Origin of the sequence: Ferribacterium limneticum, assembly GCF_020510625.1 — a bacterium.
GTDB classification, from domain to species: Bacteria; Pseudomonadota; Gammaproteobacteria; order Burkholderiales; family Rhodocyclaceae; genus Azonexus; species Azonexus limneticus_A.
The window spans coordinates 3,181,539-3,200,000 of the sequence record NZ_CP075191.1 but is presented as its reverse complement, the minus strand read 5'-3'; the positions used below and the strand labels follow the sequence as shown (position 1 = coordinate 3,200,000).

Genomic DNA, 18,462 nt, shown 5'->3' with positions numbered 1-18,462 from the left:
ATCCGTGAATCCGGATCGGGGACCGTGCATGGTGGGCAGTTTGACTGGGGCGGTCTCCTCCCAAAAGGTAACGGAGGAGTACGAAGGTACGCTTAGGGCGGTCGGACATCGCCCATAAAGTGCAATGGCAAAAGCGTGCTTGACTGCGAGACCCACAAGTCGAGCAGGTGCGAAAGCAGGTCATAGTGATCCGGTGGTTCTGTATGGAAGGGCCATCGCTCAACGGATAAAAGGTACTCTGGGGATAACAGGCTGATACCGCCCAAGAGTTCATATCGACGGCGGTGTTTGGCACCTCGATGTCGGCTCATCTCATCCTGGGGCTGTAGCCGGTCCCAAGGGTATGGCTGTTCGCCATTTAAAGAGGTACGTGAGCTGGGTTTAAAACGTCGTGAGACAGTTTGGTCCCTATCTGCCGTGGGCGCTGGAAATTTGAAGGGGGCTGCTCCTAGTACGAGAGGACCGGAGTGGACGAACCTCTGGTGTACCGGTTATGACGCCAGTCGTATCGCCGGGTAGCTATGTTCGGAAGAGATAAACGCTGAAAGCATCTAAGCGTGAAACTCGCCTTAAGATAAGATTTCCCGGAGTCTTGAACTCCTTGAAGGGTCGTCGAAGACCACGACGTTGATAGGTCAGGTGTGGAAGCGCAGTAATGCGTTAAGCTAACTGATACTAATTGCCCGTACGGCTTGATCCTATAACCTTGTAATCTGCAGCAAACTCATACCGCAGTCACAACAAACAACCTTCCCCATTTTGCGCTTCCCGTCCCCAGGACGTGAGGCATACAAGTTACGTCTGGCGTCAATAGCCCTCTGGTACCACCCCTTCCCTTCCCGAACAGGACCGTGAAACAGATGAGCGCCAATGATAGTGAGCTTCCGCTCGCGAAAGTAGGTCAACGCCAGACTCCCATTTACAAAGCCCCTCACGGTTAAACCGGCGAGGGGCTTTGTGCGTCTACTAAATAGAAAAAGTCTCCCGTGATGGTTTAATCAAGAAAATCCCCAACGGCTAAGTCTCGTCCATTGAGGGCTGTGATAGAATCAGTCCCGGCGGGTCTCCCCGCATTATAGTGTGGTGAATCTGGTCAGGTCCGGAAGGAAGCAGCCACAGCCAATTACTGTAAGTGCCGGGGGTTAGGCTCGCCATTTTCATTTCTTGAATTGGTATGGGGCGCATGAGTTATCAAGTTCTTGCGCGCAAGTGGCGGCCGCGCAATTTTTCTACGCTGGTAGGGCAGGAACATGTTGTTCGTGCCTTGACGCATGCACTTTCTGAGCAGCGTCTGCATCATGCCTATCTTTTCACCGGTACTCGTGGCGTTGGAAAAACCACCTTGGCCCGGATTCTCGCCAAGTCATTGAATTGTGAAACAGGTATCACGGCAACACCGTGCGGTACCTGTTCAGCTTGTCAGGAAATCGATAGCGGTCGTTTTGTTGACCTGCTTGAGGTCGATGCTGCGACGAATACCCGCGTCGATGAAATGCGCCAATTGCTCGAGAATGCTGTTTATGCGCCAACTCGAGGGCGCTTCAAGGTCTATGTGATCGACGAAGTGCACATGCTTTCGAACTCTGCTTTCAATGCCATGTTGAAAACGCTTGAAGAGCCGCCAGAGCATGTGAAGTTCATTCTTGCAACGACGGATCCGCAAAAAATTCCTGTCACGGTTTTGTCCCGCTGTTTGCAATTCAATCTGAAGCAGATGCCGGCGGTGGCGATAACGGGGCATCTGGCTCAAATTCTCCAAGCTGAAGGGATTCCATTTGACCAGCCGGCGCTTGCCTTGGTCGCTCGTTCGGCAACAGGCAGTATGCGGGATGCGCTATCGCTCCTGGATCAGGCAATAGCGCACGGAGCCGGGAAGGTTGAGGAGGCTCAGGTTCGCAGCATGCTTGGTACGGTGGATCAGGATTATCTTTTCGCGATTCTTGAGGCTCTTCGGGGGGCTGATCCGGCGGCATTATTACAGGTGGCAGCAGATCTTGGTGTTCGAAGTCTTTCATTTTCGGCTGCATTGCAGGAGTTGGGTGCGCTGCTGACGCGTCTTCAGATTGTGCAGTGGGTGCCAGGTACAATCGATGAGGATGAACCAGAAAAAGTCCGTTTGACGGCACTGGCTGGTGCGTTTTCACCGGAATATGTTCAGTTGGCGTATCAGATTGTCAATGTTGGTCGTGCCGAACTGGCTGCAGCTCCCGACGAGTATGCTGGCTTTGTCATGACGCTACTCCGGTTGTTTGCCTTTCGCCCTAGTAGTGTGGCTGATGTTGTTGGTGCGGCACTCCCTCGCGCTCGTGTTGCTGGCACCATGCCCAAGGCGATCAGTGCTGCTCCAGTTTTGCCGGCGCGGGCCGAACCGATTTCTGTGCCGGCCGTTGTTCCGAAATCTGCGCCCGTGGCTAGCGGGGAGATGGATTGGCATCAGATTGTTTCATCGCTAGCTCTGTCAGGCTTGGCTCGGGAGTTGGCTCAGAACTGTGAGCTGAGGCAACTCAGTCAGAATCAGTGTTTGCTTCGTTTGTCCCCTGCGCAGGGGCATCTGCAAATGAAGCCTAATCCAGATAAATTACAGCAAGCCTTGCGTGAATTTTTTGGTCGTTCGCTACAGGTGCGCATTGAACTGGCACAGAACGAAACAGTTACCCCGGCAGAGACTGTTGGTCGCCAGCGACAAGAGCAGCAGGAGCGGGCGGTGAATGCAATCGCCCAGGATACGTTTGTACGGGACGTTATTGAATGTTTTGATGCGTCCATCGTTGAGTCTTCCATAAAACCAATCGGCTAACGGAGAAATAAATATGATGAAGGGTGGCTTGGCTGGCCTGATGAAACAGGCGCAGGCGATGCAGGAAAATATGAAAAAGGCTCAGGATCAACTGGCCCAGATCGAAGTCGAAGGTGTCGCCGGGGCTGGAATGGTCAAGGTTCTGATGACGTGTGCGCATGAAGTGCGTCGGGTCAACATAGATCCATCCGTGATGGATGATCGCGAAATGCTGGAAGATCTCATCGCAGCGGCCTTGAATGATGCCGTGCGTCGTGGTGAGGCGCTGAGCAAGGATAAGATGTCTGGCTTTACCTCTGGACTCAACTTGCCTCCCGGCTTCAAGCTGCCGTTCTGAGCCGGTGAATCCTTCGGGTCTGGAGTCTTTGATCGAAGCGCTGAGGTGTTTGCCCGGAATCGGGCCAAAATCAGCTCAGCGCATGGCTTATCACTTGTTGCAGCGTGACCGCCCAGGGGCTCAGCGTCTGGGCGATGCGGTCTTGCATGCATTGCAGGCCATCAGGCACTGCCAGCGATGCAATACCTTTACCGAAGCTGACGTTTGTGAGCGTTGCGCTTCTCCGCGACGGGATCCCACTCTCCTTTGCGTTGTTGAAACCCCTGTTGACATGAACATGATGGAGCAAACCTTGACTTATCAAGGGCTGTATTACGTTCTGATGGGCAAGATTTCGCCGCTGGATGGTGTCGGCCCCAAGGATCTGGGGTTGGATCGTTTGATGAGCCGCGTTCTCGATGGCGTCGTTAAAGAGGTTGTTTTGGCGACAAACTACACCAACGAAGGTGAGGCGACCGCCCATTACATCACTGCCATGCTTAAACCCAAGGGGGTGGCAGTGACGCGAATTGCGCGCGGCGTGCCGGTTGGTGGAGAGCTTGAGTATGTCGATAGCGGCACATTGGCGCAGGCATTACGCGAACGCAAGATCTGCGGTGGGTGACAGCGACTTTTATCGACGGTTCCGATGAAGTATAATTTAGCGTTTAATTTTTATCCCATCTAATTCCATTAGGGGTCAGCGTTATGAGCAATCAAGGAAAAATGGACTGCGGACGGCGGCGTCTGGTCGTTGCGACCGCAGCCGTGGGCGGGGCGGGCGCAGTTGCCGCTCTCGTGCCGTTCGTCTCCAGCTTGCTTCCATCCGAGCGAGCCAAGGCGGCAGGCGCTCCGGTCGAAGTCGATATCAGCAAGCTTGAGCCGGGTCAGATGATGACCGTCGAGTGGCGGGGCAAGCCGGTCTGGATTATCAATCGTACCAAAGACATGCTGGATACGCTGCCCAAGCTGGCCGATGCAGTGGCTGATCCGAAGTCGGAAAAGGATCAACAGCCAGCGTATGCCAAGAACGATACGCGTTCTGTCAAGCCGGAAATCATGGTCGTGGTTGGCATCTGTACTCACCTCGGTTGCTCTCCTTCGCAGAAGTTCAAGAAGGGTGCAGAAGAAGGCATGACTGCGGATTGGCTGGGCGGCTTCCTCTGTCCCTGTCATGGTTCGACCTTCGACTTTGCTGGTCGCGTTTACAAGTCGAAGCCTGCCCCGACCAACCTTGAAGTACCGCCGCACGTGTATCTCGCCGATACCCGTATTCTGATCGGCGAAGACAAGAAGGGAGCATAAGAAATGGCTGCTGGCAATTTCGAAAAATACAAGTCCGATGGCTCGCTGGCTGGTAACGCGCTGGAGTGGGTCGATGCCCGCTTCCCGGCGACTGCCATGTGGAAGGGCCACCTGTCTGAGTACTACGCCCCGAAGAACTTCAATTTCTGGTATTTCTTCGGCTCACTGGCGTTGCTGGTTCTGGTCATTCAGATCGTCACCGGTATCTTCTTGGTCATGCACTACAAGCCGGATGCAGCGCTGAACGCCAATGGCGTGCCGGTTGCCTTCGCTTCCGTTGAATACATCATGCGTGATGTGCCGGGGGGCTGGCTGATTCGCTACATGCACTCTACCGGTGCTTCGGCCTTCTTCATCGTGGTTTACCTGCACATGTTCCGTGGCCTGCTTTACGGTTCCTATCGCAAGCCGCGCGAGTTGACCTGGCTGTTCGGCGTAGGCATCTTCCTGTGCCTGATGGGTGAAGCTTTCTTCGGCTATCTGCTGCCTTGGGGCCAGATGTCGTACTGGGGCGCACAGGTTATCGTCAATCTGTTCTCCGCGATTCCGCTCATTGGTGGCGATCTCTCCCTGATCATCCGTGGTGACTTCGTGGTTGGTGATGCGACGCTGAACCGCTTCTTCTCCTTCCACGTGATTGCCTTCCCGCTTGTCCTGATCGGCCTGGTTGCTGCGCACGTTCTGGCACTGCACGAAACAGGGTCGAACAATCCGGATGGCGTCGAAATCAAGGCCAACAAGGACGAGAACGGCATTCCGCGTGACGGCATCCCGTTCCACCCGTACTACACGGTCAAGGATATCGTCGGCGTGATCGTCTTCCTGATGGTCTTCTCGGCAGTGATGTTCTGGGCACCGGAAGGTGGTGGTTACTTCCTGGAAACGCCGAATTTCTACCCGGCTGACCCGTTGAAGACGCCGCCGCACATTGCACCGGTTTGGTACTTCACGCCGTTCTACTCGATCCTGCGTGCTGTGACCTACCCGCTGTTCGGCCTCGATGCCAAGTTCTGGGGTGTGGTCGCCATGGGCGCTTCGGTTGTGATCTTTGCGTTCCTGCCGTGGCTGGATCGTAGCCCGGTCAAGTCGATCCGCTACCGTGGCCCTATCTACAAGACCCTGCTGACCATCTTCGTCATCTGCTTCTTCATCCTCGGTTATCTGGGCACGTTGTCTCCGTCTCCGATGGGCGAGCTGATATCGCAGATTTGTTCGGTGTTCTACTTCGGATTCTTCCTTGCTATGCCCTGGTGGTCCCGGATGGACAAGTTCAAGCCGGTTCCCGACCGTGTGACGTTCAAGTGAGAGGATGCCTAAAATGAAAAAATTCCTTATCGCATTGCTCTTCGCGCCGATCATGGCATTCGCCAGCGGCAGCACGGCCCACATCGACAAGTGGCCGGGCTCCGTTAGCGACAAGGCTGCATTGCAGAACGGCGCCAAGCTGTTCGTCAATTACTGCCTGAACTGCCACGGTGCTTCTTACCTGCGCTACAAGAACCTGCTGGACTTGGGTTTGACCGAGCAGCAGGTCAAGGAAAACCTGATGTTCACGTCCGACAAGATCGGTGAACTGATGCGGGTTGCCGCGCGTTCCGACGAGCAGAAGCTGTGGTTTGGCGCTACCCCGCCGGACCTGACCATCGTTGCCCGTGCCCGTGGCGAAGCCGGCAATGCCGCGGCTGGTGCTGACTGGCTCTACACCTACCTGCGTTCCTTCTATCGTGACGAAAACCGTCCGACCGGCTGGAACAACGTGGTGTTCGAAAACGTTGGCATGCCGCACGTCCTGTACGGTCTGCAAGGCCAGCAAGTGCTGAATCACGAAACGCACAAGCTGGAACTGGCTGTCCCGGGCACGATGGCACCGGCTGAATTCGACAAGTCGGTTTCCGATCTGGTCGGCTTCATGGTCTGGATGGGCGAGCCGCAGCAGGAGTTCCGTCGGACGTTGGGCTTCTTCGTTCTGGCCTTCCTGGCAGTCCTCTTCGTTGTTGCTTACGCACTGAAGAAGGAATACTGGAAAGACATTCACTGATCCTTCGCGGATTAGCTAACGGCATCGCGGGTTTGGCTTCGGCCAGCCCCCGGTGCCGAATCTCATTTTGAGGGTTACCACAAATGATGAACCTCTACTCGGGTACTACTTGCCCCTTTAGCCATCGCTGCCGCATTGTCCTGTTCGAAAAGGGCATGGACTTCCAGGTGATCGATGTCGACATGTTCAACAAGCCGGAAGAGATGGCGGCGATCAATCCGCACAATCGGGTGCCGGTGCTGGTCGAGCGTGATCTTGTCTTGTTCGAGCCGAACATCATCAACGAATACATCGACGAGCGTTTTCCGCATCCGCAACTGATGCCGGCCGACCCGATCATGCGCGCCCGCGCTCGCCAGTTGCTGGTTGGCATGGAACGCGAAATCTTCTCGTTCATGGAAGTGATCGAGAAGAACGGCAAGACCGCCGACAAGGCGCGTCAGGAAATCAAGGCTCGTTTGACCGAGATCGTGCCGATTTTCAACAAGCAGAAGTTCATGCTGGGCGATGAGTTTTCCATGCTCGACGTGGCCATTGCTCCGTTGCTGTGGCGTCTGGACCATTACGGTATCGACCTCGGCAAGGCTGCTGCCCCGCTGATGAAGTACGCCGAACGCATCTTTAGCCGTCAAGGGTTCATCGATGCGCTGACACCGTCCGAAAAGGCAATGCGCAAGTAAGCATGGAGCTTCCGTCTACCAAGCCTTATTTGCTGCGCGCCCTGTGGGAGTGGTGCTGCGATAACGGGTTTACGCCGCATATCGCAGTCGAAGTCGATGAGCGGACTCGCGTCCCGCGCGAGTTCGTTCGAGAAGGTCAGATCGTCCTGAATCTGGGCCCGACAGCGACCAACAAGTTGCAGATCGGGAACGATTATGTCGAGTTCCAGGCTCGCTTCGGCGGGGTGGCGCGCGAACTGTCGGTGCCGATCGAGCGCATTTCTGCCATTTACGCACGAGAAAATGGCGCCGGAATGGCCTTCGAGGTTGATGGCGAAGAAGCGATGGCCGACGAGACCTTCGTTGAGGCAGTCGAATCCGATGTGGTCTCTGATGAGCCACCAACTGAGCCGCCACGCCCAGAAGGAGGGCGTCCCAAGTTGCAACGCATCAAATAGGGACGCCTGCCGCAGTCGATGCACCAGAAAGGGGATATTCCGTCGGGGGATATCCCTTTTTTTTGTACAAGTCCATGATTTTTATAGGTGGCATGGCTGTTGCTGATGGCATGCCGGAAGGAAAATCATGCGAACTGAAGTTAAATCTACCTGTTGTTACTGTGGCGTCGGCTGTGGCGTACTGATCGAGACCGAGAATGGGGTTGTCACCGGCTTGCGTGGTGACCCTGAACATCCGGCCAATCGTGGGCGCTTGTGCACCAAGGGTGCGACCCTTAACCAGACGATGGCTCCGACCTATCGTCTGCAGTTTCCGGAAAAGCGCGCTGTCCGTGGCCAAGCCGGGCAGCGACTCAGTTGGGAAGTGGCGCTTGACGAAGCGGCGGAGCGCTTTGCCACCACCATTCGGGAACACGGTCCTGACTCGGTGGCCTTTTACATTTCCGGCCAATTGATGACCGAAGACTATTACGTCTTCAACAAGCTGGCCAAAGGGCTGATCGGCACCAATAACGTCGATACCAATTCGCGTCTTTGCATGTCGTCGGCGGTGGCTGGCTACAAGCAGACGCTGGGGGCCGATGCACCTCCCTGCAGTTACGCAGACATCCTTCAGGCCAAGGTGATCTTCATCAGCGGCGCCAACCCCGCCGTTGCTCACCCGATTGTTTTTCGCTACATCGAAGATGCCAAGGCGGCCAACCCGCATCTGAAGATCATGGTTGCCGACCCGCGGCGTTCGGAAACCGCCGAGATCGCTGATCTTCACTTGCCGATAAAGCCAGGCAGCGACATTGCACTGTTCAACGGCATGCTGCATGTCCTGATCAATGAAGACCTGGTGGACCGGGCCTATGTCGAGGCGCACACCAGTGGCTTCGAGGCGCTGGCAGCAATCGTCAAAAATTACACGCCGGAGAAGGCGGCCGAGCTCTGCGGCATACCGGCTGGCGATATCATCAAGGCAGCGCGCTGGTTCGGCCAAAGCGGCGCTTCGCTTTCGCTCTACTGCCAAGGGCTGAACCAGTCAGCGCACGGCACGCACAACAATGCGGGAATCATTCATTTGCATCTCGCCACCGGCCAGATCGGCAAGCCGGGCGCTGGACCGTTCTCCCTGACCGGGCAGCCAAATGCCATGGGTGGGCGTGAAGTCGGCGGCTTGTCCAACCTGCTGTCGGCCCATCGTGATCTGGCCAACCCGGTGCATCGGGCCGAGATGGCCTGTTTCTGGGGTGTGCCCTTCGTTCCGGCCAATCCGGGAAAGTCGGCGGTCGACCTGTTCAAGGCGTTGAAAACCGGTGAAATCAAGGCAGTCTGGATTGCCTGTACCAATCCGGCGCAATCCCTGCCGAATCAGGCCGCTGTACGCGAAGCGCTGCAATCGGCTGAATACGTCGTGCTTCAGGAGGCCTACGGCAATACTGACACGGCCGATTACGCCGACTTGCTGCTGCCGGCCAGCGGCTGGGGTGAGAAGCACGGCACGGTAACCAATTCCGAGCGCTGCATCAGCCGCGTGTTGCCAGCGGTCAAGGCACCCGGGGAGGCGCGCCACGACTGGGAAATCGTTGTCGATTTCGCCCGGCGCCTGGGCCAGAAACTGGACCACGCGGCGGCTGAGCGCTTGTTTCCCTACGCCGATCCCGAAGCCATCTTCAACGAACACCGCGAATCGACACGCGGCCGTGATCTCGACATCACCGGCCTCTCCTATGCGCTGCTTGAAGCGCAAGGGCCGCAACAGTGGCCGTATCCGGAAGGCGCCAGCGCCGGCAAGGTCCGTCTTTACGAGGATGGCGTTTTTCCGACATCGGATGGCAAGGCGCGCTTCGTAGCGGTCGAACATCTGCCGACCGCCGATGCCACCTCGCCAGAACTGCCGATCAGTCTGCTTTCCGGGCGTATGCGCGACCACTGGCATGGCATGAGCCGGACCGGCACCGTGCCGCGTTTGTTCAATCTTGAGGATGAGCCCTTGCTCGCCATGCACCCCTGCGACATGCGGCACCGGGGCCTGGAGTCCGGGGATCTGGTCAAGGTCAGTAATGGCCGTGGCGAGATGGTTGTTCGCATCACGGATCGGCCCGGGCTGCTCAAGGGGCGTGCCTGGATGCCGATGCATTGGGGCAGCCAGTTCATGAATACACCTGGCGCCAACGCCCTGGCTTGCGATGTCATTGATCCTTATTCGAAGCAGCCCGAGTTGAAGCATGCGGCGGTGCAGATCGCGAAACTGGATCTGCCCTATCCGCTGGCGGTGGTACGTCGTTGCAGCAGCCAGTCGGAAGCCCTGGCACTAATGCAGCGTGCCCGCAGCGCCCTCGGTCATTTCCCTTACGCCACAGTCGGTCTGTATGGTCGGAAGAGCCCACTGGTGGTCTTCCGGGCGGCGAGCGAGGCACCGACTCCCGAAAATCAGATCGTCGAAATAGACCGTCTGTTCGGCTTGGACGGCAACGATGGGGCCATTGTCTATGCCGACGCAAAGCGCCAGGTGAGCAAGAAGGCCATTGCGCTTGAGGGGCGTTTGCTCGGCGTCCGGTTGGCCGGTGAAACCCTGGCGCAGGCCTGGTTGAAACAGGCGATGGCCGAGGACGAGCTCGATGCCAGCCTGATCCGCTTTGCCTTGGCGCCATCGGCCAAACCGCCGGTGACCATGGTGGCGCGCAACATCATCTGCAAGTGCGCCGATGTCAGCGACGTCCAGATCAGCAAGGAACTGGAAAGTGGGGCAGATTTGCCTAAACTTCAGGACAAATTGAAGTGTGGGACTTTCTGCGGCTCGTGTGTGCCGGACATCAAGCGCATGCTGGCCGAACATGATAAAAAAGTTGCGGCGGCAGCCTGACCGCGACCGGAGGAGACTATGAGTTACGCACACTACATCAGGGAAATCGGGCGCGGGGCCGAAGGCTCGCGGGATTTGACCAGCGAGGACGCGCAGCAACTCTATGCCGCCATGCTCGATGGCGGCGTGCCCGATCTTGAAATGGGCGCCATCATCCTTGGCTTGCGGGTCAAGGGCGAGTCGCTCGAAGAAATGCTCGGCTTCCTGGCGGCCATCGACGAGCGCACACACAAGCTCGAAATACCGCACGGCCGGGTTCGTCCCGTCGCCTTGCCGACCTACAACGGCTCGCGCAAGGAGGCCAACCTGACCCCCTTGCTGGCACTGCTGCTCCAACGCTTTGGCGTACCGGTGGTCGTCCACGGCTTGCTCGAAGGTTACGGGCGGGTGACGACGGCCCAGATATTCCGCGAACTCGGCGTCATGCCCATGGCCTCGACCACCCAGGCGCAGATCGCGCTCGATGAAAAAGGCCTGGCCTTCCTGCCGCTCAGCGCCATGTGCCCCGGGATTCACAACCTGCTCGCCCTGCGCAGCCGGATGGGCGTTCGCAACAGTGCGCACAGCCTGGTCAAGCTGATCAACCCGTGTCATGGGGATACCGTCCTGGTCGCCCCGGCAACGCATCCTGATTTTATCGATCTGATGCGCGACATCCTGCTGGCCAGGGGGCAGCGCGGCTTGTTGCTGCGGGGCACCGAAGGCGAGCCTTTTGCCAACCCCAAGCGTCGTCCGCGTCTTGAATTTACCCATGACGGGGTGGTCGATACCTTGTTCGAAGCCGAGCACGAGAGCCTGCGTGCGCTGCCGAACCTGCCGGAAGCGGCCGATGCCGTCAGCACGGCCAAATGGATACGGCGCGTGCTCGACAAGCAGATTCCCATGCCCAAGCCCCTGGCCAATCAACTGGCCTGCCTGCTCTACGCCAGCGGCTATGCCGAAGATTTCAACCAGGCCAAGGCCATTGTGGCAGTTGAGGCAACTGGCCTACTGATGGGCGGTAACTGAGCCACAAGCTGCACCGCGCTGGTATCCGGCGCCCTGTTTTGGTGCGAGCATTTTTCGGCTCTTGCCGGAAAACCACAATAAATCAGTCTTCTAGCTAGCTGGCACACTGATTGCAATAACACCATCGGAACAGCGAACTCCCCGCCAACGAAGGCGGCCCGATGGCAACGACGTCATGCGCTGAAAAATATTTGCACCGCAAGGTGCGCGCAACGTTGGAGCCAACAATGAGTAAACCTCGTCTCGTCCTGATCGGTAACGGCATGGCCGGTGTCCGCACCGTCGAAGAACTGCTGAAGATCAAGCCTGATCACTACGACATCACCATCTTCGGCGCCGAGCCGCACCCGAACTACAACCGCATCCTGCTTTCCCCGGTCCTGGCCGGTGAAATGACCATCTCCGAGATCGTTCTCAACGAACTCGAGTGGTACAAGGAAAACAACATCAAGCTGCACACCGGCAAGCAGATCAAGACGATCGACCGCGTCAAGCGCAAGGTCATCGCCGAGGACGGCACCGAGGAAGCCTACGACCGCCTGCTCATCGCCACCGGCTCGACCCCGTTCATGCTGCCGATTCCCGGTAACGACCTGCCCGGCGTCATCGGCTACCGCGACATCAAGGACACCGACGAAATGATCGAAGCCGCCCGCCTGCACAAGCACGCGGTCGTCATCGGCGGCGGCCTGCTTGGCCTGGAAGCCGCCAACGGCTTGAAGCTGCGTGGCATGGACGTCACCGTGGTGCACCTCGGCCCCTGGCTGCTCGAACGCCAGCTCGACGAAGTGGCCGGCAAGATGCTGCAGAAGTCGCTGGAAGACAAGGGCCTCAAGTTCCTGCTCGAAACCCAGACCGAAGCGCTGATCCAGGGCGAATCCGGCCGCGTCGCGGCGATCCGCTTCAAGGGCGGCATGCAGATTCCGGCCGACATCGTCGTCATGGCCGCCGGCATCCGCCCCAACTACGCGCTGGCCGAATCCTCCGGCATCTACTGCAACCGCGGCATCGTGGTGAACGACACGATGCAGACCTACGACCCGAAGGTGTACGCCGTCGGCGAGTGCGTCAGCCACCGCGGCATCGCCTACGGCCTGGTCGCCCCGCTGTTCGAGCAGGCCAAGGTCGCCGCCAACCATCTGGCTGGCTACGGCATTGGCCGCTACACCGGCTCGGTCACCTCGACCAAGCTGAAAGTGACCGGCATTGACCTGTTTTCGGCCGGCGATTACATGGGCGGCAAGGACACCGAGGAAATTGTCCTCAACGACCCCTACGGCGGCGTCTACAAGAAGCTGGTGATCAAGGACAACAAGCTGGTCGGCGGCGTCATGTACGGCGACACGGCCGATGGTCCGTGGTACTTCCAGTTGCTCAAGGATGGCCGCGACATTCACGACATCCGTGACCAGCTGATTTTCGGCCAGTCGCTGGTCGGCGACGTCGGCCATGCCGGCAAGAGCAAGGCCGCCGACATGCCGGACAGCGCCGAGGTTTGCGGCTGCAACGGCATCACCAAGGGCGTCATCGTCAAGGCGATCAAGGAGAAGGGCCTCTTCACGCTGGACGAGGTGAAGAAGCACACCAAGGCCGCGTCTTCCTGCGGTTCCTGCGCCGGCCTGGTCGAGCAGATTCTGGCTTCGACCATCGGCGGCGCCTACACCCCGGCCGCTTCCGACAAGAAGCCGGTTTGCGGCTGTACCGAGCATTCGCACAAGATGGTGCGCGATGCCATCCTCAATCAGCACCTGATCACCAAGGAAGCCGTGTTCGCGGCGCTGGAATGGAAGACGCCGAACGGCTGCGACAAGTGCCGCCCGGCGGTGAACTACTACCTGATCTCGACCTGGCCGCATGAAGCCAAGGACGATCCGCAGTCGCGCTTCATCAACGAGCGTTCGCACGCCAACATCCAGAAGGACGGCACCTACTCGGTCGTGCCGCGCATGTGGGGCGGCCTGACCACGCCGAACGAATTGCGCGCCATCGCCGATGCCGCCGAGAAGTACAACGTGCCGACCGTCAAGGTCACCGGCGGTCAGCGTATCGACCTGCTTGGCGTCAAGAAGGAAGACCTGCCAGCCATGTGGGCCGACCTCAACGCCGCCGGCATGGTTTCCGGCCACGCCTACGGCAAGTCGATTCGCACCGTGAAAACCTGCGTCGGTGCCGAGCACTGCCGCTTCGGCACGCAACTGGCGATGTCGATGGGTGTCAAGCTGGAAAAGATGCTGTTCGACATGTACGCCCCGCACAAGGTCAAGCTGGCCGTTTCCGGCTGTCCGCGCAACTGCGCCGAGGCCGGCATCAAGGACGTCGGCATCATCGGTGTCGATTCCGGCTACGAGATCTACATCGCCGGCAACGGCGGCATCAAGACCGAAGTCGCCCAGTTCCTGTGCAAGGTGAATTCCGACGAGGACGTCATGGAATATTCCGGTGCCTTCCTGCAGCTCTACCGCCTTGAAGGCTGGTACCTCGAGCGCACCTGCCACTACCTCGAACGCGTCGGCATGGACTACATCAAGGGCAAGATTCTTGAGGACGAAGAAGGCCGCAAGAAGCTCTACGCCGCGCTGCTGGCCGAACTGAAGGATGCCAAGGACCCGTGGGCCACCTCCCGCGAGGCCGGTCCGATCAAGCAGTTCATTCCGATCACCGTGTAATTAACCTCCCTCCCCTTCAAGGGGGGGCTGGGGAGGGGATGGGTTTGCAGCGCGCAATGACCCATCCCCCTGATGAAACTACTAAGCACCGACTAAGCCGCCAAACAACGGCGGCCAAGTCGCTGCGTATCCTAACCTCCCCCTTGATGGGGGAGGGACTTAATCGAAAAGGAATAAAAAATGAGCAATTGGAAACTGATCTGCCCGCTGGAAGACATCCCGCAACTCGGCTCGCGCATCGTCAAGCCATCCACCGGCGGCGACATCGCCATCTTCCGCACCTCCGATGACCAGGTGTTTGCCATGCACGACAAATGCCCGCACAAGGGCGGCCCGCTGTCGCAGGGCATCGTTCATGGCAAGCGGGTGACCTGCCCGCTGCACGGCTGGAACATCGGCCTGGAAGATGGCCACGCGGTGGCGCCGGACGTCGGTTCGTGCAACACCTTCCAGGTGAAGGTCGAGAACGGGGACGTCTACCTGGCGGTTTGACGCCCCCAACGGTCAATAGCACGCGCTGCTTCGCGCCAGGAGGGCTGGGCGAAGCAGCCAAACGAAAACATCAATCCAAATAAGGAAACAGCCATGGCCTATCTGGCACCTACCGAATTCGTCACCAAGATGATCGACGCCGGCGAATCGAAAATCTTCATGTCCACCCGTGACACCCTGATCCGCGCCTTCATGGCCGGCGCCATCCTCAATCTGGCCGCTGCTTTTGCGGTCACCGTCACTGTTCAGACCGGCATGCCGCTGGTTGGTGCCATGCTCTTCCCGGTTGGCTTCATCATGCTTTACCTGCTCGGCTTCGATCTGCTCACCGGGGTGTTTACCCTCTGCCCGCTGGCCCTGATCGACAAGCGCCCGGGCGTGACCATGAAGGGCATTCTGCGCACCTGGGGGCTGGTATTTACCGGCAACTTTGCCGGCTCGCTGACGGTAGCGGTGCTTATGGTCATCGTCTGGACCTTCGGTTTCTCGGAGGCCCCCAATGCCATCGCGCAAAAAATCGGCACTATCGGTGAGGGTCGTACCGTTGGCTACTCGGCGCACGGTGCGGCCGGCATGCTGACCATCTTTACCCGTGGCGTGCTGTGCAACTGGATGGTGTCGACGGGCGTCGTCTGCGCGATGATTTGTACCAATGTCTCGGGCAAGATCATGGCCATGTGGATGCCGATCATGGTCTTCTTCTTCATGGGCTTCGAGCACTCCGTCGTCAACATGTTCCTCTTCCCTACCGGCTTGATGATGGGCGGTAACTTCACGATCATGGATTACCTGATCTGGAACGAGATCCCGACTGCGCTTGGCAATCTTGTTGGCGGTCTGTTCTTCGTTGGCCTGACGATGTATTCGACCCACGTGCGTACCGCACCGAAGCGCAAGGCGATCTGATCGACCATCCGTTTCGGCATGGCCCCCGCCGTAAGGTCGGGGGCTTCTTTCAATTTTTGGCCGGAATTTCCGGTCGACCCTGGGGCCAGAAGTTGCCTCTATGGTCGTAGCAAAAGGCAAGCGGCATGGGACGTCATCTGCAAGTCACCGTCGGGCAGTATTCCGACAAGGGGCGCAAGGAACTCAACCAGGATTTCCACGGTGTTTGCATCCCGCGCGAGCCGCAACTCTCCGCCAAGGGCATCGCCGCAGCGCTGGCCGACGGCATCAGCAGCAGCCCGGTCAGCCAGGAGGCGGCGCAGTCGGCGGTCACTGGTTTTCTCGAAGACTATTTCTGCACCGCCGATGCCTGGTCGGTCAGGAAGTCCGGCGAGCATGTGCTGACGGCGACCAATTCCTGGCTGCATTCGCAGACCCAGCAAAGCCAGCACCGCTACGACCGTGAGCGAGGCTACGTCTGCACCTTCAGCGGCCTGGTCATCAAATCCACGACGGCGCACCTGTTCCATGTCGGCGATGCGCGCATCTACCGCCTGCGCGGCAAAGAATTCACGCAACTGACCGAGGATCACCGCGTCTGGGTATCGTCGAATCAAAGCTACCTCGCTCGCGCTTTGGGCATGGACCGCAAGGTCGAGATCGACTACGTGCAAGCGCAGGTGGCGGTCGGCGACCTGCTGGTTTTGGCCACCGATGGCGTTTATGAATACACCGATGCCGCCTTCGTCCAGACCGCCATCGCCGCCGGCCCCGACCTCGATGCGGCAGCCAAGGCGATTGCTGACGAAGCCCTGCAGCGCGGCAGCGGCGACAACCTGACCATCCAGTTGATTCGCATCGACGAACTGCCGGACCCGGAAGCCAATGAGGTTTTCCGCCAGCTTTCCGACCTGCCGTGCCCGCCGCAACTCGAAGCGCGCGACGAGTTCGAGGGCTACCAGATCGTCCGCGTCATCAAGCGCAGCGCGCGCAGCCACATCTATCTGGCGGTCGACAAGGACAGCGGCGAACGCGTCGTCATCAAGACGCCGTCCGTCGACATGCAGGCCAACCCGGCGGCGCTCGAACGCTTCCTGCTCGAAGAGTGGATTGCCCGCCGTATCAACAGCGCGCATGTCCTCAAGCCCTGCGCGCAGACGCGGCAGCGCCAGAGCATTTACGTCGTCACCGAATTCATCGAGGGCCAGACGCTGTCGCAATGGCTGATCGACAACCCCAAGCCCGACCTGCCGACCGTGCGCGGCATCCTCGAGCAGGTCGCCAAGGGCCTGCAGGCCTTCCATCGGCTGGAAATGGTCTATCAGGACCTGAAGCCGGACAACATCATGATCGACAGCACCGGCACCGTGAAAATCATCGATTTCGGCGCCACCCGCGTCGCCGGGCTGGAGGAGGTCGACACGCCCATCGAGCAGATCAACCTGCTCGGCGCCGCCCTCTACGCGGCACCCGAATACTTCCTCGGCGAGCAGGGCACGCAGCGTTCGGACATCTATTCGCTTGGTGTCATCGCCTACCAGATGCTCTCCGGCGATTTTCCGTATGGCACGCAGGTGCCGAAATCACGCACCAAAGCGGCGCAGAAGAAGCTGGCCTACCAGAGCGTGCTCAGCGAGGAACGCGAAATCCCGGCCTGGATTGACGACGCCATCCGCAAGGCGGTCGAACCCGACCCCTTTGCGCGCCACGAGGAACTCTCCGAGTTCATCTTCGACCTGCACCACCCCAACCACGAGTTTCTCAACAAGACCAAGCCGCCGCTGATCGAGCGCAATCCGGTCATTTTCTGGAAAAGCGTTTCCTTCGTGCTCATGCTGGCGCTCATCCTGGTCGGCGTCGTCCGTCTGCACTGACCCAACAGCCCTCTCGAACAAACTACCCATGTCTTATTCAGGCCAACGCAAAATCAATCGCCTGCTCGGCGCCGACCTCGGCATCAGCGAACCGGAAGAAGTGCACATCATGCTCATTCCGCACCTTCATCTCTCGCTTCTCCTGGCCACCGGGGAGTGGAACAACTTCCATGTCGCCTCGGTCGCCGGCGTTTTCAACGTGGCCCTGGCGCTGGCCTACATCAACAAGGATAGACGCTCGATCAACTTTTACAGCGGCATCCAGGACATGCTGTTGGCCATCGCCAACGGCCGCGCCTTCGGCGATGCCGAGAAGCGGCGCCTGCGCACCGTGTTCGTCGAAGCCGACAAATACGTCTGCGCCCAGCGCAAGTCCGACATCCTGACGGCCATCAGGATGGTTGAATACCAAATCGAGAACGCCCCGCCCGAGACGGTCATTCGTCCTGATGTGGCTTGAAGCGTGCCGCCTGGACCAGCGTTGAGTGCCACGGTCAACTGGGAAAAAATGAAATTGGTGTGAGTTGGATTTTCGCTGGGGCATAACGCCACCCCAGCCGGATTCTGCTAATGGGCAAATCAATCACGGTCCGTTTCTGGTTGTTTGTTGCTGAACAACCTCCAGAGCCTCATCGCCTAGGCAGCCAGCTCCCGCAGTACCTCCGGGTGGCGCTCTGCCACCTTGAGCAGCGTCAAGGCCGCGCCGGAAGGCTGGCGGCGGCCTTGCTCCCACTCCTGCAGGGTGCGCACCGAAACCCCCATCAGTTCGGCAAACTGTGACTGGGACAAACCCGAAGCCTTGCGCGCGGCAATTACTGGCGAAAGCACCACAACACCGCGCCCTGCCTTCATTTCTCGAATGGACTGGAGCAAATCTGCGTGCAAATCCCGGCCCGCCTCAAAGGCAGCCAGATCATCATCGGACATTGGATTAGAGGTCGAGGGCATTTTTAATCTCCAGCAATTGTTTGGCGGTCATCGAGTCCCGCTCGGATTTGGCGTACAGCAACAGCAACACAATCTCACCCACCGCGTTGCGGGTGAAATAAATCACCCGCACACCGCCGGACTTGCCCGAACCGGCCCGGCTCCAGCGCACCTTGCGCAAGCCGC

Annotated in this window: 17 protein-coding genes, 2 rRNA genes and 1 other RNA gene (1 of these 20 cut by a window edge); 18 read left to right on the top strand and 2 right to left on the bottom strand. The window is 58.8% G+C overall.

All coding sequences use genetic code 11. The features are described 5' to 3' along the window. The 18 genes from KI617_RS15360 to KI617_RS15275 all read left to right on the top strand — a co-directional run. Nucleotides 1-700: ribosomal RNA gene (locus tag KI617_RS15360) — 23S ribosomal RNA — on the top strand (it extends 2,182 nt beyond the left edge of the window). A gap of 100 nt (nucleotides 701-800) precedes the next feature. After that, a 5S ribosomal RNA gene (gene rrf / locus KI617_RS15355) occupies nucleotides 801-913 on the top strand. Nucleotides 914-1,057: 144 nt separating this feature from the next. Continuing rightward, nucleotides 1,058-1,156: signal recognition particle sRNA small type (gene ffs, locus KI617_RS15350), an RNA gene on the top strand. A gap of 27 nt (nucleotides 1,157-1,183) precedes the next feature. Further along, nucleotides 1,184-2,797: a DNA polymerase III subunit gamma/tau gene (gene dnaX, locus KI617_RS15345; RefSeq protein ID WP_226447715.1), complete on the top strand. Its 1,614-nt coding sequence runs from the start codon at nucleotides 1,184-1,186 to the stop codon at nucleotides 2,795-2,797. A 13-nt stretch (nucleotides 2,798-2,810) separates the two neighbouring features. Further along, complete coding sequence (locus tag KI617_RS15340; protein ID WP_226447713.1) at nucleotides 2,811-3,134, top strand: YbaB/EbfC family nucleoid-associated protein; 324 nt, start codon at nucleotides 2,811-2,813, stop codon at nucleotides 3,132-3,134. A gap of 4 nt (nucleotides 3,135-3,138) precedes the next feature. Beyond that, on the top strand, nucleotides 3,139-3,738 hold the full coding sequence (gene recR, locus KI617_RS15335; protein ID WP_226447711.1) for a recombination mediator RecR: 600 nt from the start codon (nucleotides 3,139-3,141) through the stop codon (nucleotides 3,736-3,738). 83 nt (nucleotides 3,739-3,821) lie between these two features. Then, nucleotides 3,822-4,418 carry a ubiquinol-cytochrome c reductase iron-sulfur subunit gene (petA, locus tag KI617_RS15330; RefSeq protein ID WP_226447709.1) on the top strand — a complete coding sequence of 199 codons (597 nt, stop codon included), beginning with the start codon at nucleotides 3,822-3,824 and terminating at the stop codon, nucleotides 4,416-4,418. 3 nt (nucleotides 4,419-4,421) lie between these two features. Then, nucleotides 4,422-5,723, top strand: coding sequence for a cytochrome b (locus tag KI617_RS15325; protein ID WP_404826728.1), 1,302 nt, complete (start codon nucleotides 4,422-4,424; stop codon nucleotides 5,721-5,723). Nucleotides 5,724-5,736: 13 nt separating this feature from the next. Then, the gene (locus tag KI617_RS15320; protein WP_226447708.1) at nucleotides 5,737-6,456 is read left to right on the top strand and encodes a cytochrome c1; all 720 of its coding nucleotides are present in this window, start codon (nucleotides 5,737-5,739) and stop codon (nucleotides 6,454-6,456) included. Nucleotides 6,457-6,539: 83 nt separating this feature from the next. Beyond that, nucleotides 6,540-7,136: a glutathione S-transferase N-terminal domain-containing protein gene (locus KI617_RS15315; RefSeq protein WP_011286577.1), complete on the top strand. Its 597-nt coding sequence runs from the start codon at nucleotides 6,540-6,542 to the stop codon at nucleotides 7,134-7,136. Nucleotides 7,137-7,138: 2 nt separating this feature from the next. Continuing rightward, entirely contained in the window at nucleotides 7,139-7,573 is a 435-nt protein-coding gene (locus tag KI617_RS15310; RefSeq protein WP_226447706.1) for a ClpXP protease specificity-enhancing factor, read from the top strand. A 127-nt stretch (nucleotides 7,574-7,700) separates the two neighbouring features. After that, nucleotides 7,701-10,424 carry a nitrate reductase gene (locus KI617_RS15305; protein WP_226447704.1) on the top strand — a complete coding sequence of 908 codons (2,724 nt, stop codon included), beginning with the start codon at nucleotides 7,701-7,703 and terminating at the stop codon, nucleotides 10,422-10,424. A gap of 18 nt (nucleotides 10,425-10,442) precedes the next feature. Continuing rightward, complete coding sequence (gene ybiB / locus KI617_RS15300) at nucleotides 10,443-11,432, top strand: DNA-binding protein YbiB (protein WP_226447702.1); 990 nt, start codon at nucleotides 10,443-10,445, stop codon at nucleotides 11,430-11,432. A gap of 227 nt (nucleotides 11,433-11,659) precedes the next feature. After that, nucleotides 11,660-14,098 carry a nitrite reductase large subunit NirB gene (gene nirB / locus KI617_RS15295; RefSeq protein WP_226447700.1) on the top strand — a complete coding sequence of 813 codons (2,439 nt, stop codon included), beginning with the start codon at nucleotides 11,660-11,662 and terminating at the stop codon, nucleotides 14,096-14,098. Nucleotides 14,099-14,278: 180 nt separating this feature from the next. Further along, nucleotides 14,279-14,590 (top strand): nitrite reductase small subunit NirD, encoded by a 312-nt coding sequence (nirD, locus tag KI617_RS15290; RefSeq protein WP_226447698.1) that lies wholly within the window; start codon nucleotides 14,279-14,281, stop codon nucleotides 14,588-14,590. A 93-nt stretch (nucleotides 14,591-14,683) separates the two neighbouring features. Next, the gene (locus KI617_RS15285) at nucleotides 14,684-15,496 is read left to right on the top strand and encodes a formate/nitrite transporter family protein (protein WP_226447696.1); all 813 of its coding nucleotides are present in this window, start codon (nucleotides 14,684-14,686) and stop codon (nucleotides 15,494-15,496) included. A gap of 125 nt (nucleotides 15,497-15,621) precedes the next feature. After that, nucleotides 15,622-17,349 carry a bifunctional protein-serine/threonine kinase/phosphatase gene (locus KI617_RS15280; RefSeq protein ID WP_226447694.1) on the top strand — a complete coding sequence of 576 codons (1,728 nt, stop codon included), beginning with the start codon at nucleotides 15,622-15,624 and terminating at the stop codon, nucleotides 17,347-17,349. 28 nt (nucleotides 17,350-17,377) lie between these two features. Further along, nucleotides 17,378-17,809, top strand: coding sequence for a hypothetical protein (locus KI617_RS15275; RefSeq protein WP_226447693.1), 432 nt, complete (start codon nucleotides 17,378-17,380; stop codon nucleotides 17,807-17,809). Between the two features lie 176 nt (nucleotides 17,810-17,985). Here KI617_RS15275 and KI617_RS15270 read toward each other — a convergent pair whose 3' ends face one another. Both KI617_RS15270 and KI617_RS15265 read right to left on the bottom strand, forming a co-directional pair. Next, nucleotides 17,986-18,297 carry a helix-turn-helix domain-containing protein gene (locus tag KI617_RS15270; protein WP_226447691.1) on the bottom strand — a complete coding sequence of 104 codons (312 nt, stop codon included), beginning with the start codon at nucleotides 18,295-18,297 and terminating at the stop codon, nucleotides 17,986-17,988. Further along, nucleotides 18,281-18,457, bottom strand: coding sequence for a type II toxin-antitoxin system RelE/ParE family toxin (locus tag KI617_RS15265; RefSeq protein WP_264180020.1), 177 nt, complete (start codon nucleotides 18,455-18,457; stop codon nucleotides 18,281-18,283). The genes KI617_RS15270 and KI617_RS15265 overlap by 17 nt, the downstream gene beginning before the upstream one ends. Nucleotides 18,458-18,462: the final 5 nt, after the last annotated feature.

Excerpts from the sequence above, each read along its gene's own strand:
- KI617_RS15310 (WP_226447706.1), top strand. The coding sequence starts at position 7,139 with ATGGAGCTTCCGTCTACCAAGCCTTATTTGCTGCGCGCCCTGTGGGAG.
- KI617_RS15315 (WP_011286577.1), top strand. The coding sequence starts at position 6,540 with ATGATGAACCTCTACTCGGGTACTACTTGCCCCTTTAGCCATCGCTGC.
- ybiB (WP_226447702.1), top strand. The coding sequence starts at position 10,443 with ATGAGTTACGCACACTACATCAGGGAAATCGGGCGCGGGGCCGAAGGC.
- KI617_RS15275 (WP_226447693.1), top strand. The coding sequence starts at position 17,378 with ATGTCTTATTCAGGCCAACGCAAAATCAATCGCCTGCTCGGCGCCGAC.
- KI617_RS15270 (WP_226447691.1), bottom strand. The coding sequence starts at position 18,297 with ATGCCCTCGACCTCTAATCCAATGTCCGATGATGATCTGGCTGCCTTT.
- dnaX (WP_226447715.1), top strand. The coding sequence starts at position 1,184 with ATGAGTTATCAAGTTCTTGCGCGCAAGTGGCGGCCGCGCAATTTTTCT.
- nirB (WP_226447700.1), top strand. The coding sequence starts at position 11,660 with ATGAGTAAACCTCGTCTCGTCCTGATCGGTAACGGCATGGCCGGTGTC.
- nirD (WP_226447698.1), top strand. The coding sequence starts at position 14,279 with ATGAGCAATTGGAAACTGATCTGCCCGCTGGAAGACATCCCGCAACTC.
- petA (WP_226447709.1), top strand. The coding sequence starts at position 3,822 with ATGAGCAATCAAGGAAAAATGGACTGCGGACGGCGGCGTCTGGTCGTT.
- KI617_RS15320 (WP_226447708.1), top strand. The coding sequence starts at position 5,737 with ATGAAAAAATTCCTTATCGCATTGCTCTTCGCGCCGATCATGGCATTC.
- KI617_RS15280 (WP_226447694.1), top strand. The coding sequence starts at position 15,622 with ATGGGACGTCATCTGCAAGTCACCGTCGGGCAGTATTCCGACAAGGGG.
- KI617_RS15340 (WP_226447713.1), top strand. The coding sequence starts at position 2,811 with ATGATGAAGGGTGGCTTGGCTGGCCTGATGAAACAGGCGCAGGCGATG.
- KI617_RS15305 (WP_226447704.1), top strand. The coding sequence starts at position 7,701 with ATGCGAACTGAAGTTAAATCTACCTGTTGTTACTGTGGCGTCGGCTGT.
- KI617_RS15325 (WP_404826728.1), top strand. The coding sequence starts at position 4,422 with ATGGCTGCTGGCAATTTCGAAAAATACAAGTCCGATGGCTCGCTGGCT.
- KI617_RS15285 (WP_226447696.1), top strand. The coding sequence starts at position 14,684 with ATGGCCTATCTGGCACCTACCGAATTCGTCACCAAGATGATCGACGCC.